This window comes from Pseudotabrizicola formosa (assembly GCF_002900965.1).
GTDB classification, from domain to species: Bacteria; Pseudomonadota; Alphaproteobacteria; order Rhodobacterales; family Rhodobacteraceae; genus Pseudotabrizicola; species Pseudotabrizicola formosa.
On the sequence record NZ_PJOM01000008.1, the window covers coordinates 25,821 to 50,468 of the forward strand.

General features: G+C 64.0%; 19 protein-coding genes. 13 read left to right on the top strand and 6 right to left on the bottom strand.

What is annotated here, in order from left to right:
• Positions 1-14: 14 nt before the first annotated feature.
• The 5 genes from CXR43_RS17325 to CXR43_RS17345 all read right to left on the bottom strand — a co-directional run bounded on the left by CXR43_RS17325 (position 15) and on the right by CXR43_RS17345 (position 5,875).
• Positions 15-2,117 carry a hypothetical protein gene (locus tag CXR43_RS17325; protein ID WP_103336444.1) on the bottom strand — a complete coding sequence of 701 codons (2,103 nt, stop codon included), beginning with the start codon at positions 2,115-2,117 and terminating at the stop codon, positions 15-17.
• Positions 2,117-2,380: a spike base protein, RCAP_Rcc01079 family gene (locus CXR43_RS17330; RefSeq protein ID WP_103336446.1), complete on the bottom strand. Its 264-nt coding sequence runs from the start codon at positions 2,378-2,380 to the stop codon at positions 2,117-2,119. Before CXR43_RS17330 ends, CXR43_RS17325 begins: the two co-directional genes overlap by 1 nt.
• Positions 2,381-2,549: 169 nt before the next feature.
• A complete protein-coding gene (locus tag CXR43_RS17335) occupies positions 2,550-3,386 on the bottom strand; it encodes a CpsD/CapB family tyrosine-protein kinase (RefSeq protein ID WP_103336449.1) in 837 nt (278 codons plus the stop codon).
• A 32-nt stretch (positions 3,387-3,418) separates the two neighbouring features.
• Positions 3,419-4,984, bottom strand: a complete 1,566-nt coding sequence (locus CXR43_RS17340; RefSeq protein WP_103336452.1) for a GumC family protein — start codon at positions 4,982-4,984, stop codon at positions 3,419-3,421.
• A gap of 3 nt (positions 4,985-4,987) precedes the next feature.
• Complete coding sequence (locus CXR43_RS17345) at positions 4,988-5,875, bottom strand: ExeA family protein (RefSeq protein WP_103336455.1); 888 nt, start codon at positions 5,873-5,875, stop codon at positions 4,988-4,990.
• Positions 5,876-5,940: 65 nt separating this feature from the next.
• Between CXR43_RS17345 and CXR43_RS17785 the strand changes: the two genes are divergently transcribed.
• From CXR43_RS17785 to CXR43_RS17400, 13 genes are all read left to right on the top strand, one after another.
• Positions 5,941-6,300: a hypothetical protein gene (locus CXR43_RS17785; protein WP_146036554.1), complete on the top strand. Its 360-nt coding sequence runs from the start codon at positions 5,941-5,943 to the stop codon at positions 6,298-6,300.
• A 116-nt stretch (positions 6,301-6,416) separates the two neighbouring features.
• Positions 6,417-7,109 (top strand): sugar transferase, encoded by a 693-nt coding sequence (locus tag CXR43_RS17350; protein WP_103336458.1) that lies wholly within the window; start codon positions 6,417-6,419, stop codon positions 7,107-7,109.
• Between the two features lie 126 nt (positions 7,110-7,235).
• The gene (locus CXR43_RS18200) at positions 7,236-9,668 is read left to right on the top strand and encodes a tetratricopeptide repeat protein (protein WP_146036555.1); all 2,433 of its coding nucleotides are present in this window, start codon (positions 7,236-7,238) and stop codon (positions 9,666-9,668) included.
• Between the two features lie 197 nt (positions 9,669-9,865).
• Positions 9,866-10,471, top strand: coding sequence for a polysaccharide biosynthesis/export family protein (locus tag CXR43_RS17360; RefSeq protein WP_103336512.1), 606 nt, complete (start codon positions 9,866-9,868; stop codon positions 10,469-10,471).
• Between the two features lie 12 nt (positions 10,472-10,483).
• Positions 10,484-11,722, top strand: coding sequence for a porin family protein (locus CXR43_RS17365; RefSeq protein WP_146036556.1), 1,239 nt, complete (start codon positions 10,484-10,486; stop codon positions 11,720-11,722).
• A 402-nt stretch (positions 11,723-12,124) separates the two neighbouring features.
• A complete protein-coding gene (locus tag CXR43_RS17370; RefSeq protein WP_168219885.1) occupies positions 12,125-12,697 on the top strand; it encodes a VPLPA-CTERM sorting domain-containing protein in 573 nt (190 codons plus the stop codon).
• A 206-nt stretch (positions 12,698-12,903) separates the two neighbouring features.
• On the top strand, positions 12,904-14,493 hold the full coding sequence (xrtD, locus tag CXR43_RS17375; RefSeq protein WP_103336469.1) for a VPLPA-CTERM-specific exosortase XrtD: 1,590 nt from the start codon (positions 12,904-12,906) through the stop codon (positions 14,491-14,493).
• Between the two features lie 119 nt (positions 14,494-14,612).
• Complete coding sequence (locus CXR43_RS17975) at positions 14,613-14,771, top strand: hypothetical protein (RefSeq protein ID WP_168219886.1); 159 nt, start codon at positions 14,613-14,615, stop codon at positions 14,769-14,771.
• Between the two features lie 397 nt (positions 14,772-15,168).
• Positions 15,169-15,990, top strand: a complete 822-nt coding sequence (locus CXR43_RS17380) for a glycosyltransferase (protein WP_103336472.1) — start codon at positions 15,169-15,171, stop codon at positions 15,988-15,990.
• Between the two features lie 223 nt (positions 15,991-16,213).
• Positions 16,214-18,079, top strand: a complete 1,866-nt coding sequence (locus CXR43_RS17385; RefSeq protein ID WP_103336475.1) for a type I secretion system permease/ATPase — start codon at positions 16,214-16,216, stop codon at positions 18,077-18,079.
• Positions 18,076-19,404 (top strand): HlyD family type I secretion periplasmic adaptor subunit, encoded by a 1,329-nt coding sequence (locus tag CXR43_RS17390; protein ID WP_103336478.1) that lies wholly within the window; start codon positions 18,076-18,078, stop codon positions 19,402-19,404. The genes CXR43_RS17385 and CXR43_RS17390 overlap by 4 nt, the downstream gene beginning before the upstream one ends.
• A gap of 168 nt (positions 19,405-19,572) precedes the next feature.
• The gene (locus CXR43_RS17395; protein WP_103336481.1) at positions 19,573-21,036 is read left to right on the top strand and encodes a TolC family protein; all 1,464 of its coding nucleotides are present in this window, start codon (positions 19,573-19,575) and stop codon (positions 21,034-21,036) included.
• Positions 21,037-21,161: 125 nt separating this feature from the next.
• The gene (locus CXR43_RS17400) at positions 21,162-23,861 is read left to right on the top strand and encodes a PKD domain-containing protein (RefSeq protein WP_210402122.1); all 2,700 of its coding nucleotides are present in this window, start codon (positions 21,162-21,164) and stop codon (positions 23,859-23,861) included.
• 121 nt (positions 23,862-23,982) lie between these two features.
• On the opposite strand, the gene CXR43_RS17405 is transcribed toward CXR43_RS17400, so the two are convergent.
• Positions 23,983-24,615, bottom strand: a complete 633-nt coding sequence (locus CXR43_RS17405) for a VPLPA-CTERM sorting domain-containing protein (RefSeq protein WP_103336487.1) — start codon at positions 24,613-24,615, stop codon at positions 23,983-23,985.
• Positions 24,616-24,648: the final 33 nt, after the last annotated feature.

Below are 24,648 nucleotides of genomic sequence, written 5' to 3' on the forward strand. Positions count from 1 at the left end.
CACTCTCCTGCGCCTTAGCCCGGCCGCTGCAAGGCCCCCGCATGCCAGCCCTCGCCAAGGGCGCGGCCCAGCATGTCATGGCTGTGCGGGGCAAGGGCTGCGGGCACCGCGGGCAATGCGGTTGCGGCCCCCGGCGTGTAGTCGCCGCCACCCGCTTGCGTGCCGTCGAAAGAGGCGTCCAGCGCCCAATCCGGGGTCAATGGCGTGGTTTCGGTGCCATAGACTTCGCCCATGGGCTGCACTTCCCCCATCCAAGATCCGACACTGTAACCGTCAGTCTGGTTGGAACCGCGCAACCAGGCATTGTACCGCGAACTGACATTGTGAACAGCAGACCAGTTGCCGGTCAGGTTGGCATTTTCTCCGAAAACGTCCGTCTTGGTGTTGCGCGACCGCATGGCGTTGAAGGCAAGATAGCCAGACTTCAGCACCGTGACCGTCCCGGTATCCTGATAGAGATAGTTCAGGCGCGACCCGACAGTGGTATTTGCCAGCACAACCACGTTCTGCACGGCGTTCACGTTGTTGTCGGCGTTCACAGCAAAAGCAGCAGACGTATCGCCCCCTGCCGCCTCGACAACACACCCCACCACGCCAAACCCGCGCGGGCCGATGACCCCACCGACTCCAACCGTGTCGGCACCATTACCGGTATTCGTGAAATGACTGAACGCCGCCAGACACCCGGTTCCCTCAATCGTACCTGTCACTGCGCCGGGTTGGCTGAACATGTTCCCGCCTGTGACGCAGCGCGACCCAATGGCAGCGTAGGTGGTAGCCGCCGCCGCGAACGCTCCGTTGCAGCCAATGGCCTTGACGGTCTTGTTGACCGTGGCAAGCCGCGCGTTTTGCCCCAGAGGCGATACCTGTGTGCAGTTGATGAAATAGCCGTTGCCCGTGCGATAGATATAGCCGCTGTACCCGCCCGCCCCATTGGCGTCGAACACGCAGCCGTCAAACACCATGACGGGATCGTAGTTCAAGCTGGAAGCGCTGTTGTCATAGGCCACGAAAGAGCCGGTGACGCTGCGCTGAATGGTGAGGTTTTTGAACACGCAATGGTTCGGCACGCTGTTTTGCATGGTGCTGCCCCGGTCGCGCAGGACCGTGGTGGCAACCGCCGCAGGGTTTGCAGCCTCGACGGTGAGCGGCCACGCGGTCGTAACGCCCGCTGCACGGATCGGGGCGCTGAAGATATGGGTGCCTTCCAGCAACCGGATCACGCCACCATCGGCGAAATCGCGTCCGAAATTGGCGAGGTTGAACGCTCGCAGCGCCGTTGCCGCCGCGTCCAGCGTGCCATAGGGGTTCGCTGCCGCCGTGGCCGGATTGGTCGAAACGGTGGGTGTGGCCCCGGCCCCTGCCGCATCCACATAGGCATAAGCCGTGCCGAAAGCGCCCGTACGGTTGCACAGAAGGCGCAGCGTGGTCAGGTTCGGGCTTGGGTAGGCATCGGCGTCGGTGCTGATGGTAAAGGCCGTGCCCACCCAGGGGTAGATCACCGCATCCACCGTCAGCGTGGCCCCATTGGCAAAGCCCGACAGGTCCAGATCGGCAGCAAAATGCGGAACGGTGAAACCAGACGCTGAATAGGTGATGTTGGTCAGCCCAAACGCCATTTGCTCCACGGTCGTGCTGCCATCGGTGACGCGGAACCTGACCGCTGCCACCGGCCGGCCGTTGCGGGCGCAGGCGTGCGCCACAACCAGCCGCGCGGTATAGGTGGCGGCGGAGATGATCTCCTTGTCAGGTCGCAACCACTGCGCGATGGGGGCCGGATAGGGCCGGGTGCTGGCATTGGTCACCCCGGCGATCACGTCACCGGCATAGACGTAATCCGACAGCACCGCCGCGCCTGCCGTCAGACCGGCCTGATCCGGGAAAGGCCGCCGCAGCCGCTTGGTGCAGGTCAGCATCTCCGTCACCGTCACCGCCGCCCCGGCCGCATTGAACCCCTGACGCTGCACAGTGAGGGTCTGCCCCACCGCCGTGGCCGGGTCGGATGCGGCCACCGTCCAGCCGTCTGCCATGATGGTCTGGAACGGGGTTGCGACGGGGGGCTGGCCGCCCTGCTTTGGCAAGATGACGGGCACCAGCCCCAGCGACAGCCCCGGCATCAGCGCAACCCCACCAGGCCGCTGGCGGTGGTTCCGGTGGCCAGCACATGGCTGACGCGCAGCGGATAGATCATGCCGCCCAGCACCCCCGTCAGCGTGACCGTATCGCCGCTGACCATGGTGACCCGCAGAGTGCCGGGACCCCCGACATAGATCGCGCGGGTTGCAAGCGGCAGGGGCTGCGTGTCGCTGGCCGTGATCGGGCTTGCGGCTTCGGCCGGGGAATCCAGTCCGGCCTGATGGGACTTGAAAACATCTGACATATCGTTTGCTTCCTGATGGGGCCCGTTCGGCCAGTCAGGAGCAGAGGTCGCAGAATAAGACTAACGAAGCTGTCGGCCAGCGCCCAGTTGCTTTACGCACACTTAACGCTTTGCACAGGGGGCACCCTGCGCGTCACCTGCTGCCCGGTGCCGACAGGGGCGGTCAGGCTCAGCCGTAATAGCTGTAGCCGTATTCCTTGCCCATGAAGCGGCACTTGTTCAGCACGACGCCCATCACATTGGTCTGGGTGGCAAGCTCGCGTTCGCAGGTGTCGATTTCCTTGACCGTCGTGGCCTCGGCCTCGGCGACCAGCAGCACACAGTCAACCTGTCCGGCAAAGGCCATGGCATCGTCGCTGACCAGCATCGGCGGCATGTCGAAGATCATCAGATCGGGGGCATAGCGCGCCTCGATATCGGCCAGAATGGCCGGTATGCCCGTGCCATGCAGCAGTTCTGCCGGATTGCGCACCGCGGAATCGGCCAGGGCGAAGGCCAGATTGTGATTGAAGCACAGCGCGGCCTCGGCGAAATCAGCCTGCCCCTGCAGCACCTCGGCGCAGGTCCGGGCGGGTTTCTGGCCCAGCGTCCGCGCCAGAGACGGGCGGCGCAGATCGAGTTCGGCCACGATGGTGCGGATGTCGGGCTGCCGCGACAGGCTGAAGCCTAGGTTCAGGGTGATCGTGCTCTTGCCGCAGGCCGCGGTGGGCGAGGTGATGGCCAGCCTGCGCCATTTGTTGGCGCGCATGGTCTGCAACACCTTGGTGCGCATCACGTCAAACGGGGCGGCATCCTGCCCGCCCGTCAGCGTCAGGACCCGGGATTTCTTCAGCAGATCCGCATCGGGTGACAGGGACGACAGGGCAAGCCAGGCGGTGTCGACGGCCATCTCGGGGCTTGCCTGCATCGCTTCCAGCATCGCCTGCGGCTCGGATCTTGCGGGTGCGGGCTGGGCATCTGCGCGCGCGACGCGGGCCTTGGCCAGGGCTTCCTGTATCTTTTCCATCGTCTGTCTTTCCCTATGTCCCGCCTGCCGCCTCAGAAAAACCGCTGCATGGTCTGCTCCAGCAGCAGGTCAAGCGGCATGTACTGCACATGTATCACCCAGAGTCCGGCAGCAATCACCAGCAACACCAGCAAGACCCCGCCCCAGATCGTCACTCTGCGGCGCATCACCTCACCCTTGGTGCGCAGATAGGGCAGGGTGGCAAAGGGCGTGATGCCAAGTCCGGTGCTCAGATCCACCGGGCGGCGGATGCCGGCCTTGAACAGCTCGAGCAAGGCCACCAGCCCCAGCCCCAGGAACAAGCCGCCCCCGACACCACCGGCGGCAATCAGCGGGCGGTTCGGGCTGGTGGGTTCGCGCGGCGCAATCGCCTGTTCGATCACGGTGATCCGCTGGCCTTTGGACAAGGCCTCGATCATGTCGCCGGTTTCCGCCTTTGCCTTGTTCTGGACCGCCTCGTTATATTGCTGGCGCGTGGCCGCATAATCACGCTCCAGGGTTTCCAGCGACACGGCATTGCTGGGGGTTGCGGCAATCGAGGCCGACACGGCATCGATCTCGGCCTGGATCTGGGCCTTTTGCTGGTCCAGAAAGCCCAGCTGGCCATCCAGATCGGCAAGCTGGACGTCAAAGGCGGACAGCCGTTGACCATCCTCGCCGACAGCCGCTCCGGTGAGCTGCCCCTCCACCACGCGTTCCAGGGCCGCGATCTGGGCCGTCAGAAGCCTGACCCTGGGGTTGTCGGGGGACAGCACCGCCAAAGCCCCGGACATTTCATTGCGCAAGGCCTGCAACTGGGCCTGTTCGGGGGTGCTCTGCCCGGTCGGGGCCGTCTCATTTGCACCCGCAGCCGCTTCATGCAGCCGCACCAGCCTGGCCCGCCGGTCACGCAGCTCTGCCGCGCTGCGTTCGATCTGCAGCAACCGCTCCTGTGCTGCCGCCTGCTGGGTGCGGCGGAAATCAAGGCTGTCGGGCAGGGACGTCATGTTGCGCTCGGTGAACTCCAGGATCACGGCGGCCTTCTGCGCCAGTTCCCGGTCCAGCCGCGTCACCTCCTGCACGAAGAAATCCAGGGTCTGCCGGGCCACCCCGGTCCGCATCGCCACGTCTTCGCGCAGGATCAGGGTCACAAGCTCATTGGTCACGGCGGCGGCCAGATCCGCTGTCGGCGCGGTGAAGCCCACCGTCACGATGGTCGCCTGCACATCGCCGCGCCGCTGTGCCGGAGAGCTGCCGACCGTCTGGATGGAAATGCGCTCGCGCAGATCCTCGACGATCTCTTCGGCGCTCATCGGCTGTCTGCCCTCTGCCGTCCGCCCCGCATAGATCCCCAGCCGGTTGGCCATCTCGATCAGAATGTCGCGGGTCAGGATGCGCTGCTGGATGATCTGCAACTGCTCGGTGGCCTGGGTGCGGACCGTCGATGCCGCCAGCTCGTCGGGGATCTGCTCGGATTCCACCACCAGCCGTGCTTCGGCGGAATAGACCGTGGGCAGCATCCGCGCCAGCGTGATGCCAATGGCCGAACACAGGATGACGACCAGTATGAACCAATGCAGCCGCCGCAGAAAAAGCGTGGCATAGAAACGCAAATCCATTCCTCAGGTATCCTTTTGTTGGCTGGTGACGCTTTCAAACGCCGGGCCTTGCTCTACCAGACTGCCAGCAAAGAAAACGCCGTCATCCAGAACCTGCTGTACCGTCAGGCGCGACACCTTCAGGGTATTCTTCGTATAAGCATAGACCATTGCAAAATCACAAAGTTGATTGACCAGCCGCGGCACGCCGCCAGATGCGTCATAGACCAGATCGGCGGCGGGCAGGCTGAAAATATCGGGGGCACCCCCCGCAACCTCCAGCCGGTGCCGGATATAGGCCCTTACCGTCTGCGCATCCATCGCCGCCAGGTGAAAGGCGGCCGAGACGCGCTGTGCGAACTGGCGCAGATCGGGACGGCGCACGATGTCGCGCAATTCGGGCTGGCCGACCAGAACCAGCTGCAACAGCTCGTCCTTGTTGGCGTTGATGTTGGTGAACATCCGCAGCTCTTCCAGACTTTCCCGGCTCAGGTTCTGGGCCTCGTCGAAAATCAGGATCACCCGCTTGCCGGCCGCATATTCGTCGATCAGATACTGCTGGAACCGTCCGAACAGATCAACATAGGTTTCCCCCGGCAGGGCGGGCTGGTCCAGCGCCAGCAGGACCCAGCGCAGCAGCTCTCCGCGGTCGCCATGGGCATTCGACACCAGGCCGATGCGCACATCTTCCGAAACCGTCTTCAGCAGATGGTGCAACAGCGTGGTCTTGCCGGCACCGACCTCTCCGGTGATCAGCGTGATCGGCGCACGGGTCAGGATGCCGTATTCCAGCATGGAATAGGCACGGGCATGCGGCTTTGACCAATACAGGAAATCCGGATCCGGGACGAGCGAGAACGGGCGCTCTCTGAGCCCGAAAAACTCTGTGTAGATGTTCAAACTGCTGCTCATGCCCGCCCGGTTACCACTTCACCACTCAAATGCCTTGCAGATCCTTAACGATAATAACGGCCAGCATGTGGCAATCAGAAGAAAAGGCGGCGCCGCCGCGACAGCGTCAGACCAGAATGGCGCACGGTGTTCTGCTGCAGTGCAGTATACTCAAACAGCCTCAGCGACAAGAAAAAGCCACCGCAACCAGAGCGGGATTCTTGGAAATTTATTCACCGCAATCTATGGCGGGCCTCATTTTCAGGCGCCTCGATCAAGACTGCGCCGATGGGCCCTACGATTGCGCAGGAAGTGGAAACAATATCGGCTGCCAGCTTTTATTATTCTTTTTCAAAGCTAAACGGATGTTCTATGACAGGGGGAAAGTGACGAAAGGATTGTTGCCAAGTCTAAAAGTGTGTAAAGAAAGAGACGTTGTTGAATGAGATTCGAAAGGTTGATTTCAGCAGGCAGCGCCTGAAAGTATGTGTGTCCGCGGCGCGGGAGCTTATGAGTTTACAGTCGCTTGTGCTGCGTTGCAGCGACATTTGAGGCATTTATCATGACTGCGCATTATCATAACATTTCCAGATCCACCGACACTGCCCAGCCCGTGCTGCCAGCGCTGGAGGCCGCGCCGCACCGCCGGCGGCTGTACCGCAGGGTCGGCAAGCGCCTTGTCGATGTGGTGCTGGTGCTGATGGCGGCCCCGGCCGTTCTGCTTGTGGTCGGCCTGCTGGCCTTGCTGGTCGCGCTGGATGGCGGGCGGCCGTTCTATTTCCAGAAACGCGTTGGCCGCGGTGGCCGCATCTATACGATGTGGAAGCTGCGCTCGATGGTTGTCGATGCGGACAGCCGGCTTGAGGCGCATCTGCGCCAGAACCCGGTTGCACGGATCGAATGGGACAGCACGCAGAAGCTGAAATCCGATCCGCGGATCACCGCCTTTGGCCGGTTCATCCGGAAATCCTCGCTGGACGAGCTGCCCCAGCTCTGGAACGTCTTCAAGGGCGACATGAGCATCGTGGGACCGCGCCCCATGATGGTCAGCCAGCAGGAGCTTTACGCCGGCAAGGATTATTACGCCCTGCGCCCCGGCATCACCGGGCTTTGGCAGGTGTCGGCACGCAATGACTCCACCTTTGCCGACCGCGCCCGTTTTGATGCGGAATACAACCGCAAGCTTTCCTTCGGGACCGACATGCGGCTCATTCTGGCCACGGTGCGCGTTGTGCTGCGGGCAACAGGCCACTGATTTCACAGCAATGTGCGGAAGGCCGAACGGCTTTCCGGAAATCCTGTATTTTGTGAATACTGTCTTGTGCTATGTGCATGAGCATCAGGCCCGCAGCGGGCCCTTCCAGGAAAGACGGACCTTCTCATGCCCATGTTGCGCGCTTCCGCCCTGCTTCTGACCACGCTTCTGGTCCTTGCCGGGTGTCAGAGTTCCGAAGAACGGGCCGAGGGCTATTTCCAGTCCGGCCTGACCCTTCTGGCCGCGGGCGATGAAGAGCGGGCGCTGGTCGAATTCCGCAATGTGTTCAAATACGACGGCTTCCACAAGGAGGCCCGCAAGACCTATGCCGACATTCTGGTAAGCCGGGGCGAGCTGCGCGAGGCCTATGGCCAGTATCTGCGGCTGATCGAGCAATACCCCGATACGGTCGAGGTCCGTCAGTCTCTTGCCGAAATGGCTCTGGCGCAGGGCAACTGGGACGAGGTTGAACGCCATGGGCGGGCCGCCCTGCAGCTGACCCCGGAGGCCGCCCAGGTGCAGGCCCTTGGTCTGGTGCTGGACTACCGCGCGGCCATCATCGCCCGGGATGCCGCGACGGAAGCCGAGATCACCCGCAAGGCCGAAGCCCTGCAGGCAGAGCTGCCGGACAATCTGGTCCTGCGGCGCATCCTCATTGACCATAAGATGCGGGGCCCCGATCCGCAGTCTGCCCTGCCGCAGATCGACGCGGCTCTGGCGCAAGCGCCAGAGAGCCTGGAGTTTCACAGCATGCGGCTGAGCCTTCTCGGACAGGCCGAGGATGGCCCGGGGGTCGGGGAACAGCTGAAAACCATGGTTGCCCTGTTCCCGGAAAACGAGGAGCTGCGCGCCTCGATGATCCGCTGGTTCATGGTGCAAGGGGATCTCTCCGGGGCCGAGGCGTTTTTGCGCGACCAGGCGGGCGCCTTGACGGCGGATCCGAAGGGCCATCTCGAGGTGGTTTACCTGCTCAGCACCACCAAGGGCCGGGAGGCGGCGCGGGCCGAGCTTGCGCAGCTGATCGCGGCCAATGCCGGGTCGGCGAATGCGGATCTCTATGGCGCCTTTCTGGCCACCATGGATTTTGAGGACGGGCAGACCGAGCAGGCCATTCAGGCCCTTGGCACCATTCTGGAAACGGCCGAGCCTTCGGATCAGACCCGCAAGCTCATGGCGATGCAGGCCCGGATGCTGGATGATACCGGCGCCCGCGACCAGGCTGAGACGCTGGTTGAAAAGGTCCTGACCGAAGACGCCAGCAACGTCGATGCCCTGAAACTGCGGGCGTCCTGGCATATCGCCGCCGACCGGGCGGGATTGGCCATTCAGGATCTGCGCACGGCCCAGGGCCAGGCCCCGCGCGACCCGCAGATCATGACATTGATGGCCGCCGCCTATGAACGGGACGGCAGCCGTGATCTTGCTGCCGAACAGCTGGCCAAGGCCTTTGATGTTTCGGGGGCCGGGCCGGACGAATCGCTGCGCTATGCCGCGCTGTTGCGGCAGCAGGGGCGGCCACAGGTGGCAGAAACCGTGCTGACCGATGCCCGCCAGGTGTCTCCGGCGCATGTCGGGATCTTGCAGGCCCTGGCCGAGGTCTTGCTGGAAAATGCGAAATGGCCGCAGGCGCGGGAGGTGGCCGATACCTTGCGCCAGTTCGGCACCCCGGAAACCCTCGGAGCCGCCGAGCGGATCGAGGCGGCCATCCTGTTCGGGCAGGACAGGATGGAAGAAGGCCTGGCCTTGCTGGAATCCCAGGCGCTGGCCAGCGGTGATGATGTGCGGCCTTCGGTTGTGGTGGTGATGACCCAGATCCGCGCCGGCCGGCATGCGGAAGCCCGCAGCTTTCTGGACGAGGCGCTGACAAAAACACCCGATGATCCGACCCTTCGCGTGCTGAGCGCCAATGTCGATGCCATTCTGGGCAAGACCGCCGAAGCCGAAGCGGTCTACCGTGACCTGATCTCCGAAGATCCGGCGGCCGATCTGCCGGTCCGCATGCTCTATGGGCTGCTGGTCAGCGAAGGCCGCGAGGCCGATGCCCGCGCGGTGCTGGAGGCCGGTCTGCAGGCGCAGCCCGACAATGAAAGCCTGCTCTGGACGCAGGCCAGCCTGCTGGAACGCGACGGCAAGATCGACGAGACGATTGCGATCTACGAAAAGCTCTACGCGCGCAACAGCTCGAACATCGTGGCCGCCAACAACCTTGCCAGCATGATCACCACCTATCGTGACGATCCCGAAAGCCTGGAGCGGGCCTATGCCATCGCGCGGCGCCTGCGGGAAAGCCCGGTGCCTGCCTTTCAGGACACCTATGGCTGGATCGAATACCGGCGCGGCAACGCGGAGACGGCGCTGCGCTATCTGGAGCCCGGCGCAAAAGGCTTGCCTGACGATCCGCTGGCACAGTTTCACCTTGGCATGGCCTATGCCGATCTGGGCCGCAAGGACGAGGCCATTGCACAGTTGCGCCGCGCTCTGGAACTTGGCGAGGGCCGAGACCTGCCGCAGCTGCGTCAGGCCGAAGAGAAACTGACCCTGCTGACCGCAACGCCGTAACCGCGGCGCAGATCCTGCAACACTCTGTGGATAAGTTGTACTCCTGCCACGCTGCGCCGCGCAGATCGCTCTGGCGCAGCTTCCTTGCCATTGTCACTTTCCGGATTTTAAGTTTCCGTTTATAGCGGAAAACAACAGCTTTGCCCCATCACGGACCGGCCGTGCCGCAAGGACAGGCCCCCGCAGGAGAACCGATCATGCCACGACAAATCTTCGCCCTATGTGCAGGCACCCTTGCCCTGCTTGCCGGTTTTGTCTCCGAAGCCATGGCCCAGGACGGCTACCGGGTGCGCAATGGGGATACCTTGCGCGTCGAGGTGCTGGAAGATCCGACCCTCAACCGGGCGGTCCTTGTGGCGCCCGACGGGCGCATCGCCCTGCCGCTGGCAGGCGGCATCCCGGCCGCGGGCCGCACATTGGAAGCGGTGCAAGGCGAGCTTGCCGCGAAACTCGCGCCGAACTTTGCCGCCCCGCCCACAGTCTTTGTCGCGCTGGAACGCCAGCGCGACATCATTCCCTCAACCGGCGCGGCGACAGAAGCCGTCATCTCGGTGTTTGTGATGGGCGAGGTGGCCCGACCCGGCAAGCTGGATCTCGAACCCGGCACCACTGTCTTGCAGGCCTTTGCCGAAATGGGGGGCTTTAGCAAGTTTGCGGCAACCAAGCGGGTTCAGCTGCGGCGCGGGGCCCAAAGCTGGACGCTGAACTACAAGGCGATCGAGGCCGGAACCAGCACTGCGGGGGCCACCATTCTGGCAGAAGGCGATGTCATCATCGTCCCGCAGCGCAAATTGTTCGAATAAGGTCAGATGGATATGGCCCGCTTCCTGCCTGCGACCCTTGGCGCGGCCTGTCTGATGGCAGGGGTCGTCCTGCCTGGCTTTGCGCAAGAGCAGGGCGGTCTGCGTCTGACCTTCGGCATCAATCAGGGCCTGGACTGGCGCGACAATCCCGATCTTGAAACGCCGTCTTCGGGCAGTGAGACCACCAGCCGCACCCAGCTGCGCCTTGGCCTGATCTCGGAAACCCCCACCCAGCGTCTGGCCTTCGATCTTGGCGGAACGGTGGTCGCGGGCAGCGGGTCGGAAAAAGGCCTCAACACGCCTTCTGCCACGCTGGCCTATCGCCTGGAAAGCGCCGCGTCAGCCCTGGAGCTTGAGGCGTTTTTGCGCGAGGCCGATGTTGATACGCTGGATTTCATCTTTGGCGGTGACGATCTGAATGCACCTGTCGTGACCGCGGTCACCGGCTCGGGCACCCGCCGTCAGACCGGGGCCACGGCCTCGATTGACTTCGGCCGTGACGCGCCCTTTGGCGGCAGTTTCTCTTTGGGGCGCACCGAAACCGATTACACGGCCACCACGGACCCCAGCCTGATCGACAGCCTGCGCACCACGGCACGGCTGGCCCTGCGCTTTGATCTGAGCCCCGTCACCAGCGTGACCACCTCCCTGTCCGCCTCCCGGCTGGAAGAAGAGGGCGCTTCGCCCGAGGACAGTGAAACCCTTGCCATCGGCCTGACCCATAGCCTGCCCACCGGGGCCTATACCGCCAGCATGACCATCGGCCGCACCGAAGAGGGCACGCGCGAGTCGCTCAGCTTTGGCCGGAGCCTTGATCTGCCGGCCGGGCAACTCTCGGCCACCCTTGGCCTCAGCCGCCCGGTCACGGGCAAGACCCAAGGCATCGGCACGCTGAACTGGCAACAGGACCTAGCGAACGGCAGCTTGCAGCTGGGTCTGGCCCGCTCTGTCACCGGCAATGACCGGGATGAAGAAACCCGCGTCTCCCGCCTGTCCATGTCCTATGCGCAGGAGCTGACCCCCCGCCTTGGGCTGAGCCTGTCAGCGGGTCTGCAGGACAGCCGCGAAACCCAGACCGGCCTGTCCTCGCGCACCACCAACCTGAGCGCCAGCCTGCGCCAGGAGCTGACGGAAGACTGGGGCCTCAATCTGGGGCTCACCCACAGGGTCAAGGATGAAGACGGCGCCGGACGGGTCAGATCCAATGGCGTGTTCCTGTCTGTCAGCCGGGATTTCGTGTTCTTCCCCTGACACATCCGTCCTGACCGGGGTTTGCAGGGTCCGCAAGGCCCTGATGCAGGCCGGCCTTGCCAAAAGACAGCCGCACGAATCAGCCGCTGTGACGGCGTTCGGGCCGGGCCGCTGCAGTCCAGCGCACAGGGCCGCACATTAGCGCGATCACACGGCCCGGCAGAGCGGTTGTCCACAGTTTGCGCGCTGCGCGGGACGGACCCGCAGGACTGTCCGCCAAACAGAAACAGTGCGGCCCAAAACCCTTGAAAACAAAGTCGTTCACGGCGGGATTTCGCCAGTTTTCGCTTGAGTTTTCGGCAAAATAAAGGCAATGTTAATGCAAGTTAACGGACTCGCGACAGCAGCAGAACCTGTCGCCAGACGGAAACAGTGATGTATTTTCCATTAGGGAGCTTAACTATGCTTGATTTCATTCGCACGACAGCCTTGGGCGTTGTCGCAGCGCTCGCCATCGGCGCAACCTCTGCCGGCGCTGTCACCTTCACAGGCGAGACAAACGGCGGCAGCGGTACGTTTGTCGACAACGGCCCGAACGCGTTCTATGATTTTCAGCTCACGCTGACCAGCAACGACAACGGCACACCCAACATCTTCACGACCGGCAGTGCCGTGGCAGATCAGGCGTACAAGGTCAGCGGCGTATGGACTTTTCAATCACCTGATCCAGGTGGCTCAAGCTTTGACCCGTTCGGCTATTTCATCGACTCGGTTTTTGTGGGGCTGGTCCAGCTCTCTACCAATGGCTTGATTGTCCCAGCGATTCATAATGGAACCTTCGAGTTCATCGTTGCTGCGGGTCAGACATTCGGCTTCTACGCCCTCGCCACAGATGGCATTCTCGGATCGTCCACCAGCGTTGCTTACGGAAACGTCTCACAGGTTCCAGTGCCGGCAGCCGGCCTGCTGCTTCTGTCCGCTCTGGGTGGGGTTGCGCTGGTCCGTCGCCGCAGCAACAAAGCTGCAGCAGTCTGATCGCTTCGCTATCACAGATCTTTATGAACAGGGCACCTTCGGGTGCCCTGTTTGTTTTGGCCTGCTGGTGCGATGCGCCCGGACCACGGCTGCGCCGCAACGGTAAACATTGTGTTTCCTGCGCCCGTGGCTGGTGTATCCTGCTGGCAGGGCAAAGCTTTTTCGCCTAGAGTAAGCGCGATTTCATTCCAGTTGCGGATAGTGCCATGACCTTTTCCACCAGTCAGACTCCCTCCTTTGCCGTGAACCCGATCGGCCTTGGCTGGTTTGCGCTCCTGGTCGTGGCGGCCATTCCGGTGTACTGGATCGGCTTTGTCTCGCTTGGGGCCGCATGGATCACCCCCGAATACAGCCACGGACCGCTGATCCCGCTGATCTCGCTCTATCTGTTCCTGCGCGAATTGCGCGACTCGCCGGCCCCCGCCCAGCAAGGCGACATCAACCGCAGGCCCGGCATCGCGGTGATCCTCTTCGCCTTGGCCTTCGGGATTTTCGGCAACCTGATCCGCATCCCCGATGTGGTGACCTATGCCTTCATCATCTGGGTCGGCGGCGTGGTGCTGACCGTGATGGGATGGGAGCGTGGCAAGCGCCATCAGCTGCCGGTGCTGCACCTGATCTTCATGCTGCCGCTGCCGCAGATGCTGTTCTGGCAGATGACCATCTTCCTGCAGCTGGTGTCGTCCAACATCGGGGTCTGGTTCATCCAGCTGATGAACATCCCGGTGTTCCTGGAAGGCAATATCATCGACCTCGGGGTCTACAAGCTGCAGGTGGCCGAGGCCTGTTCGGGCCTGCGCTATCTGTTCCCGATCCTGTCGTTTTCCTATCTGTTCGGCATCCTGTACCGCGGGCCGTTCTGGCACAAGGCGGTGCTGTTCCTGATGGCCGCCCCGCTGACCGTGCTGATGAACTCGTTCCGCATCGGGATGATCGGGGTTCTGGTCAACAGCTATGGCATCGGTCAGGCCGAAGGATTCCTGCATTTCTTCGAAGGCTGGGTGATCTTTGGCGCCTGTATCGCGATGCTGTTCCTGACTGCCATTGCCCTGCAGCGCCTGACCCCCAACCCGATGCCGCTGTCGGAAACCATCGACCTTGATACCGCGGGCCTTGGCGCGCAGATGCAGCGCATCACCACCCTGGCCCCGGCACGCGGGCTGGCCGTGGCCGCCCTGCTGACGCTGGCGATCGGGGCCGCCTTCGTGCTGACGCCCGAGCGTCCGGTGCAGACCGTGGCGCGCGAAGGCTTCTCCGGCTATCCGCGCGATCTGGGCAATTGGTCCGGCGCGATGCAATCCCTGGAACCTGAGGTTGAACGGGTGCTGGGTGCCACCGATTACATCAATGCCACCTATGTGGCGGCGGGCGAACGCAGCTATGTGAACCTGTTCTCGGCCTGGTATGAAAAGCAGACCGAAGGCTCTGGCATCCACTCGCCCGAGGTCTGCCTGCCCGTCGGCGGCTGGGAGATTTTCTCGCTGACCCAGCACACGGTCAACCTGCCCGACACGCCTTATGGCAGCTTTCCGGTCAACCGTGCCGTCATCCAGAAGGGCCTGTCCAAACAGCTGGTCTATTACTGGTTCGAACAGCGCGGCAAGCGCCAGACCAATGATTATGCCGCCAAGATCGGCGTGGTCTGGGACAGCCTGACCATCGGTCGCAGCGACGGGGCCATCGTCCGCTTTGTCACCCCGATCGAGGAGGGCGAGAGCGAGGCCGAGGCCGAAGCCCGCATTTTGCGCCTGATGACCTTGGCCCTGCAGGGATTGCCCCGGTTCATCCCGGAATAGGCGTGCAGCGCATAAGAGAAAAATTGTTGTATCTTTAGGCATTTCCTGCCGTTCTCTCGCAGGTTCTGGCACCGGTTTTTACCTCGGGTGGCACCGACACATTCGTCTTCCACGGGATCGTGTCGGATACGGCGAATATCGCTTCGATCCGGTTTGGCGGCGACCTTCTCGTCTATGCGCCAGTCATCGCCGCCGTTTCGCTCCCCGCTTGGGGTCTTTTGCTGATTGGTGCCCTTGGTGGCCTTGCCGCCCTGCGCCACCGCAAGATGATTGCCTGACCCTCACCCACGCGGATCTGACCGTAGCAAAGTCCCCGATTTCCGGGGACTTTGCGTACAAGGAGCGCCCGGCCTGCACGCTAGATGTGCGGAGGCGAGCGGAACACAAAATCGGCAGATCAACATTCGCAATCAGGGCAAACGAATCTGATCCCCCGCCATGAGGGCGGACAAGGCCGACATACGGCATTAGGCAGCGTATCTGTTTTGCACTTTTGCAGTCTCACCCACCACAAGATCATCTTTATGACAGCGGTTGCCGGCTCCTTCGGGCCTGAAACACACTAAGCGCTTGACATCGATCATCGGCGCATGGTCTTCGCGAAACAAACTCCGGTCTTGTCCACCTTGCATTGAATAGTTAGAGTTTTTTTAATTATTGAGGTCTGTCTGCTCCATGTTCAGCTATGTTATCATGACGCGGTTCAACTTGGCCACGCCTGGAAAGGAAGCCGCAATTCGGACACAAGCCGGCTGGCTTGAAGGCAGGTTTCACCTGTTCGAAACCTACTGTCTCCCCTCGGTTGCGGCGCAACGCAACACGGCTTTTAACTGGATCATCTATTTCGATGTCGACACACCCGATATCTTCAAGCACCGCATCACGGCCTTGCAAAAGATTTTCCCCTTTCACGCCTATTACACGCCGCTCTTTCGCGGCGAAGGGTGGAACCGCTCATTGCGAGAAACCTATCCGTTGCAGGAAAAGCTGCTGCTGACCACGCGGCTGGACAATGACGATGCCCTGCCGGTTGATTTCACCGAACGGCTGCAGGCGGCGGTCCAGGCAAACCAGTTCAAGCCCGGGGCCTATAATTTCCGCAATGGCCTGATCCGGCAAGGCGATGCGCTCTATGCCATTGAACACCCTAAAAATGCCTTTTTCAGCCGCCTGGAACCCGTCGATGGCGATCTGCGCCCGGCCCCGGCGATCCCGCACATGCAACTCGATGCTTATGGGCCAATCAATCAGATCGAGGGTGCGCCAGGCTGGTTGCAGATCGTGCACGAGACCAATGTGTCCAACAAGGTCCGCGGTAAACGCGTTGCGCCCGATCCTTACCTGAACCTGTTCCCGCAGCAGGTCATGGAGGGTCTGTCGCACCCATCTTCCTTCGACCTTATGGCGCAGAATTTCATTCAGACCCCGCTCTGGTCCCTCCGCGATCGCATGGTCGAAATCTGGCGAATGAAGGGGTCACGCCGCAAACAGGGCTAAGGCAGACTGGTGCCGATACTGCGCAGGTCCTGTCGCGCAAGGTGCAGCAGTGGGTCCCACACTGCTATGCGGAGCCGATCAAGCCCAGCCGCAGAGATCACAAACCTTTTTGCGCAGCTCTGTGATTGTTTCCATTGCGGCCACAACCCTGCCGCAATTCCCACTCCAAACTGCCGTTTTTCCCGATCAACACTCGCCCGGAATCCACTGATCCGGGGCCGATATGACTGCCGTTTTCCCCTCCCCTTACCGTGATGCCCTGCGCAGCCTGCGTCGCGGGCTGATCATGACCGCGGGGCTGTCCGCCATCATCAGCGTGCTGATGCTGACCGGGTCGATCTACATGCTGCAGGTCTATGACCGGGTGCTCAGCTCCGGGTCGGTGCCGACCTTGCTGGCGCTTTTTGCCATTGTCGTGATGCTCTACAGCTTTCTGGTGGTGTTTGACGGGGTGCGGATGCGGCTGTTGTCGCGGCTGGCGCTGCAGCTGGATGACCGGCTGTCGGGTCTGACCTTCCGCGCCGATCTGGCCAGCGCGCGCAGCGGAAAGCCCGGCAGTCTGGGCCGCGATCTGGAAACCCTGCGCGGTTTTCTGGCCGGTCCGGCCACGCTGGCGCTGTTCGATCTGCCGTTCACGCTGCTCTTTGTCGGGGTGCTCTTCATGATCCACCCGACCCTGGGCTGGCTGACGCTGGGCGGCATGGCGCTCGCGGCCGTGCTGGCGGCGGTGAACCGGCTGGTGCTGAAAGCCCCCACCGCCCAGGCCCAGCAGCCCGATCTGGCGCAGCAGCGTCTGGCCGAGGCGGCGCGGCGTGGCGCGGCCACCGTGGCCGCGCTTGGCATGGAACGGGCCGTGCTGGGCCGTTGGCTCGGGCATCACCGCCAGACCCTTGGCCATCAGCAACGGGGGGCCGAGCCCTCTGAAACCCTCTCGGCCCTGTCGCGCGGGTTGCGCATGCTGTTGCAATCGGCCCTGCTGACGGCGGGGGCCTGGCTGGTGATCGGCGGGGCGATTTCGGCCGGCGCGATTGTTGCCGCCTCCATCCTGTCGGGGCGGGCGCTGGGTCCGGTGGATCAGCTGATCGGCCAGTGGCGCAGCCTGGCCCAGGCCCGCGCCGCCCATGACCGGCTGGCAGGCTTGCAGGCCCCGGCCCCGGCCGCGATGGACCTGCCCGCGCTGACCGGCGCGCTGGAGGTACAGGATCTGATCTGCCTTGCGCCAAAGCGCGAGGATGGGGCCGCCCCGGCAAAGCTGCTTGACGGGGTGTCCTTCAGCCTGAAGCCGGGCGAGGGCTTGGGGCTGGTCGGGGCGTCGGCCAGCGGCAAATCCACCCTGGCCCGGGCGATTGTCGGCGCGCTGCGCGCCGATGCCGGTGACATCCGCTTTGATGGTGCCAGCCTGCGGCACTGGGATGCCGACCGTCTGGGCCGCCAGATCGGCTATCTGCCCCAGCGCATCGACCTGATGCCGGGCTCCTTGCGCGACAACATCGCCCGCTTTGACCCGCAGGCCACCGATGCCGCAGTGATCGCCGCGGCACAGGCGGCGGGGGTGCATGACATGATCCTGCGCCTGCCCGGCGGCTATGCCACCGATCTGAGCCAGAGCGACCTGCCGCTGTCGGGTGGCCAGATCCAGCGCATCGGGCTGGCCCGCGCGCTTTATGGTAGCCCACGGCTTCTGGTGCTGGACGAACCCAATGCCCATCTCGACATGGCCGGCGAGGCGGCGCTGACCCGCACCCTGACCGCCCTGCGCGCAACCGGGGTCACCGTCATCGTCATGGCGCACCGGGCCGGGGCGCTGGCCGCCGTGGACCGGCTGATGGTGATCGAAGACGGGCGCATCATTCAGGATGGTCCGCGCGATGCGGTGCTGACCACCCTTGGCGGCCCCCGGGCAATCCCTGCCGGAGCCGCGCCTGCCGAGCCTGCCGGAACCGTGCCGGCCAAACTCACGGTCCGCGCGACGCCCCCCCGCACAGCGCCGGCACAAGCCACCGGCTTTGCCGCGCAAACCCCCACACCCTCCGCACAAAGCACCCGGGCGATGCTGTTCCGGGTCCTGCAGGAAAGAAGCGTATCATGACTGCGATGGCCCCTTCCGCGCTTTCCGCTGCCGCCCCGGGCTTTGGTCCGGTGACCCAGACCGCCCCGCTGATCCGGGCCGGGGCCCTTGGCCTTGCGCTGCTGGTGGGGGGGCTGGGGGTCACCTCTGCCCTGATCCCGATCGACGGGGCCGTCATCGCCAGTGGCCAGCTGATGGTTCAGGGCAAGGCCCAGCCGGTGCAAAGCCTTGATCCGGGGATCGTCACCCGTGTTGCGGTCCGCAACGGCGATCATGTGGCGGCAGGGGCAGTGCTGCTCTCGCTCGATCCCACGGTGGCACAGGCAAGGCTGGACATCGCGCGCGACCAGCTTGCCAATGCGCTCGCCGAAGAGGCCCGGCTGATGGCCGAAGCCAATGGTCTGGATGCCCCCGATTTCACCAGCCCTGCCCTGCCCTTTGACGCGCCCGATCTGACCCGCGCCATTGCCCGCCAGCAGGCCATGTTCACCGCACGCAAGGCCCAGAGAGCCGAAGCGGTGGCGCGGCTGGCCGAAACCGATGCCCAGCTGACCGCCCAGATGGCCGGGATCGCCGCCCAGACCACCGCCGCGCAGGAGGAATCCCGTCTGCTGCAAACCGAACGCGAACGGATGGCCACATTGGTGGCGCAGGGTCTGGCCCGGCAATCACCGCTCAGTGACATTCTGCGTCAGGAAGCGGCGCTCACGGGGCGTCTTGCCGGGCTGAAGGCCGAAGCGGCCGGGCTGGAAGCGGCGCGCCGCGATGCGGTCCTCGCGCTCAACCAGCAGGACCGCCAGACCGCGGCCGAAGTGGCCGAAGGGCTGCGCGACAGCGGGGCCCGGATTGCCGAACGCACGGCGGAAATCCTGTCGCTGACCGAGGCCCTGCAGCGCAGCGATCTGCGCGCGCCGGTGGCAGGTGTGGTGCATGAACTGGCGGTCACCGCGCCGGGGGCGGTGATTGCCGCCGGGGCCACGGTGATGCAGATCGTGCCCGCCGACCGCGGAATGGAAATCGAAGTGGCGGTCGATCCGCGCAGCATCGAGACCGTCCATCCCGGCCAAAGCGCCGAAATCATGCTGGGCCTGACCAATGCCCGCGCCCTGCCCCGCCTGCCGGCCCATGTCACCCATGTGCCCCCCGGGGCGATCACCGATGAGGCCACCGGGCGCAGCTTCTATCGTGTCACCCTGACGCTGGATGACACGGCCCTGCCGCAAGACCTGCAGCTGGTGCCGGGCATGCCGGTCGAGGCTTTCCTTGCCACCGGCGAGCGGCCCTTGCTGTCCTGGCTGCTGGCCCCGTTGCTGCGCCCCATGGCGCATGCGCTGCGCGAGGACTGACGGACGCGTCCGCAGAAGTGGCACGGCAAAGGCACATTGTCTGGCAAAATTGCAGCCCGGTGGCGGGTCTGCTTGCCTTGCCACAGCAGCGGCGGCATCCTGCCTGTGATTGGCGGCACCCGGCGCAAGACCGGCCCGCCCTCACGAGCAGGTGCCTGACAGGTGGCAATGACATGGATCTTTCCGCCCTGGTTCAGGGCGGGTGTTTGGCCGCAACCGGCCAGCCTGCGGCCTTGGGCCGGGGGTCTGGCCTTTTGCCTGCTGACAGCCTGCGCCCCTGCGACAGACGGGGCAGCCCCCAGCTTTGCCTTTGCCAAGGCCTGGCAGGGCAAGACATCGGGTGCCCCCCGCCTGATGGACAATGCCCTGTGGTGGCAGGAGTTCCGCGATCCCACGCTGGAGGCGCTGATCGCGCGCAGCCTGCGCGGCAGCCCCGATCTGGCCGCGGCCCAGGCCCGTGCCACAGCCGCCCTTGCCACAGCCCGGGGCGTCCCCGGAGCCTTCTCGGTGACCGGCGACGGATCGGCGCTGGCAACCGGCGGCAACGGGGCGGCGGGGAATGGCACCCTGTCGGCCACGGCGGGCTTTGATCTGCTGTTCGATCCGGGGCGCGGGCGCGACGCCGCGCGGCGCGGCGCAAGGGCCGGCGCACGGCAGGCCCTCGCCGAGGCCTCTGGTGCACGGTTGTTCCTGATCGGCACGGTGACGGAAACCTATCTGTCGCTGCGCCATGACCAGCGGCGGCTGACCCTGTCGCAAACCGAGGCCGCGCGGCAGCGCCAGACGCTGGATCTGGCGCGCACACTGGCGCGGGCCGGGGAAGGCACGCAGATTGAAACACTGCGCAGCGAGGCGCGGCTGGCCAGTCTGGAGGCCGCGCGCCCGGAGCTGGAAGCTGCCGTTGCCAAGGGCATCCTCCAGCTGTCGGTTCTGGCCGGCGATGCGCCCGGGGCCTTGCCGCCGGCTCTGAGCGCAAGCCTGCGCAGCCTGGGCCCACAGCCGCGCGCGCGGCTGGCCCCCGACCCCGGCATCCCGGCCGATCTGATCCGCAACCGCCCCGACCTTCAGGTGGCCGAGGCCCGCTATGAGGCCGCCCGCGCCGCCCTAGGGCAGGCCCGGGCCGCGTTTTTCCCGCAGCTCTCATTGTCGGGCACCATCGAGGCGGGCCGCACCCTTGGCGCTCCCGGAACCGGCGGCCGCGGGCTGGTCTCGGTCGGCCCGTCGCTGCGCCTGCCCAGCCTGCCGCAAGGCCCGGCCCGCGCCCGCGCCGATGCGGCCGAGGCAGAGGTGGTCGCCGCCCATGCGGACTGGACCGCCGCCGTGCTGGGCGCGCTTTACGAGGTCGAGGCCGCCTTGGTCGATTACCAGACCACGGCAAGGGCCGAAGCCGCGGCAGAGCGGGCGGTCGGCCTGCATGCCAGGGCCCGCAGCCTGACCCGCGAGGCCACCGCCGCCGGCGAGGCCACCCTGAGCGACCTGATCGCCGTCGAAGACGCCCTGTCAGCGGCGGACTCCGCCCTGGCCAGCACCCGCCTGTCGCGCGCCCTGGCCTTTGCCCGGCTCAACCAGCGTCTGGGGGCGGGGGGACGCCCGCCGCTGCCGGCTGAGGAATTGGCTTTTTCCGGGAACTGATGCCCCGTTCCTGAGTTCATCTTCTTCGGGTCTGCCGCAGGTCTGTCTTAATGGCAGCATGCTTTGGTCATGTTTTGACGGGAATGCTTGATCTCCGAAGTGCCCCTCATACGGATCCTTGCATCATGTCAAAAACCATCACCGTCTCGACTCACGCCGAGCTGATCGCTGCCCTGGGCACTGCGACCGGGGGCGAGATCATCCTGCTGAACCCGGGACAATACGGCGACCTGAGCCTGGTCGACAAACCGAAGTTCGATCTGGATTTCACCGCACCGGTGACCATTGCTGCCGCCGACCCGGGCAACCCGCCGGTTGTCTCCGGCTTGAAAGTGCATGGCGCAACAGATGTGCATTTCCAGAACATCCTGTTTGACTATACGTATCAGGATGGCCAGCCGGGCTGGTACAAACCCTTTTTGGTCTCCAGCAGCGAAAGCATCAGCTTCACCGGCTGCACCTTTGATGGCGATGTGGCGCGCGGCTTATCTGCCGCAGACGATGGCTACCCAACAGGCTTTGGTCTGAATGTCACTGGAACCAATGGTATCACGGTCAATGACTGTGAAGTCCGCGGCTTCTATAGAGGCCTTGTTATTGGAAACGGCGACGATGTGCACGTCACGAACAATGACATCCACTCCGTCCGCATGGACGGCATGAACTTCGCGGCCGTGCAGGGCGTGCTGATCGAAGGAAACCACATTCACGACTTCCTCCGGTCACTGGACTCCGACGATCATTCCGACATGATCCAGTTCTGGACAAGCGGAACGACCCGTCCCTCAACCGACATCATCATCCGCGACAATATTCTGGACATCGGCGACGGTCATTTCACCCAGTCGATCCTCATGCGCAATGAACTGGTCGACAAGGGCCTTGCCGGCGAAGAGATGTTCTACCAAAATGTTACCATCGAGGGCAACATCATCGTCAACGGGCATCTGCATGGCATTACCGTTGGGGAAACCGCCGGGCTGATCATTACCAACAACACGGTGCTGCATGATGACGGCGCTGATCAGGACGGCGCAGATGCTGTGGTCGAGATCCCGCGGATTTCCGTCGCGGCCTCCTCGACCAATGTGACCATCACCCATAACGCCACCTCGATGATCGTGGGCCACAGCGGTCAGTCAGACTGGTCGGTGGGGATGAATGCCTTCGTGCAGGATCAGAACCCGAACGCCCCCGGCTGGTATGGGGATGTGTTCATCGCCTCGACCCTGACCAGCCCTGGGGGGGCAAAGGACATCAAGGCGCATCCGGAGGGGATGCTGGTCCATCTGAATGCCGGGGCCTATTGCACCATGCCAGAGCGCGTGCCGTCCAGCCTGGATGCGGCCTTCCACAGCAGCGCGGAGATCATCGGCGGAAAAACGGTCACTTTCGATGCGTCCCATTCCACCGGCCCGCAGCCCGAGGGCACGAAATATCTCTGGACCTTCGGCGATGGCACCACCGCCACCGGCACAACCGTGGCCCATACCTACGCGGATGGTGGAAAATATGACGCCCAACTGACGGTGATCCTGCCTGACGGCACAACGGACACGGCCGTGGCCCGCGTTGTCGTCAATGACACCGAGCTGGTCTCGCTTGCGGGCAAAGGCAGCTTTGTGGCCTCTGTGGCCGGAACCGATACGGTGCTGACCACGATCAGCACCGTGGATGCGGCGGGCGGTATCCAGCTCGGCGGGCCGGGCGTTTCGGCCAGCGTCGCCCGGACCTATCTGACCCCCATCTTCGGCGCTGATGATGTGACGATCTCGCTGCGTCTGGATGCCGATGCCGCCGGCGCAACCGGCGAGGTCCTCCGGCTGCACAACAGCTTCATCGTCTCGGTCAATGGCAAAGGGGAAGTTGCGGTCCGGGCCTGGTCGTCAGAAGGCGAAGCCGTCACGCTGACCTCCACCGGCATCCGGGTGAACGACGGCAACAGCTATGACATCGACCTCCGGCTGGAAGAAGGCCGCCTGTCACTCTGGGTGGAGGACAAGATGGTGCAGGACGCCGCCTTCAACGGCACCTTTGCCGATGTCGGCACCCATAATCTGACTTTCGGCAACCCCTGGAACAGCGGCTTTTTCAAGGGCGATGTCACCGGGTTCTCGATTGCGGCGAATGACGGGCCGACCCTCGCGGATCCGCTGGGCGCGGTGGCAAAAGATGCGGTCGCGGCACCGGTTGCCCTTCCGCCTCCCCCTCCCCCTCCGCCGCTGCTGCAGCTGAACGACAGCGGCACATTTGTTGTGACCCAAGCCGAAGCCCAGGACATCCTTCAGATTTCCGGTCCGCTGGATCGAGAGGGTGGCCTTCAGCTTGGCGGGCCCGGGATTTCGGCCAGCGTGGCAAGAACACATCTTGCCCCTGTTCTTGACAGCGAAGATGTCACCCTTTCGCTGCGCCTTGATGCCGATGCCGCCGGAACAACCGGCGAGGTTCTGCGCCTGACCGGCAGTTTCATTGCCTCGGTCGACCACAAGGGGGAAATGGTGGTCCGGGCCTGGTCCTCGGAAGGCGATGCCGTCACGCTCGCCTCCAAGGGCATCCAGGTGAACGATGGCAGCAGCTATGACATCGACATCCGGCTGGAAGAAGGCCGCCTGTCACTCTGGGTGGAGGGCAAGATGGTGCAGGACGCCGCCTTCAACGGCACCTTTGCCGATGTCGGCCGCCATGACCTGACCTTCGGCAACCCTTGGCACAGCAGCTTTTTCAACGGCGACGTCACCGAATTCGCGATTGCGGTGAATGACGGGCCGATGATCCCCGATCCGTTCAGCCTCCATGCGATGGATATGGCGGCACCGCTGATGTGATCAGGCCGCAAAGAAACCTGTATCCGCAGTGCCCGACAGGGGCTGCGGATACATCGTCAGACTGTGCAATCATGGCTTGCCGGTCAGGCACCCGCGTCAGACGGCCGGTCGGGCAGCCGGGTCAGGCGGCCTGAGCGCGCCGGCGGCGCAACAGGCCCAGGCCGAACAGCGCCCCCGCGAGCAGCGGCAGCCCGGCAGGCAGCGGAACAGCGGCCACCGTCAGATTGGCATATTCCAGCGCGGGCTTGCCGGCCGAGAACACCAGCCGGTCGAATCTGACACCGGTCACTTCGGTAAACACCGACAAGACCCCGGTCTGCGCCTGCGGGACAGCCCCGGTCAGCACCAGTTGTGACACGCCACCCAGAAACAGCTCTGCCCGGTTCAGCACCCCGGGCGTGCCCCAGACAAAGCTGAGACGGCGCATGACCGTGCCGAAATCGAAATAGGCACTGGCCGGGTCTGCCGTCGTGCTGCGGATCGCGGAATAGACCGACGTGGCGGCCAGCGGGTCCAGCGTGGAATTGGCCGCCGCCCAGGGGCTGGTCCGCTGGTTGAGAATGGAGCCGGTCACATTCTCATCCAGCACCGCCGACCCGCCCAGAGTGCCGTTGGCGATCAGGTTGAGGGAGGCCATCCCCGGCAGGGTGGTGGAATAGGTCACGGTCGCGGCACTGGCCACACCAAGGCTCAGCACCAGGGCAAGGCCACTGGCCACAAGCGGCCGGATGAAGCGGGATAGGAAAGCAGACATGCACTGATACTCCTGAACTGAAATGTACTCTGC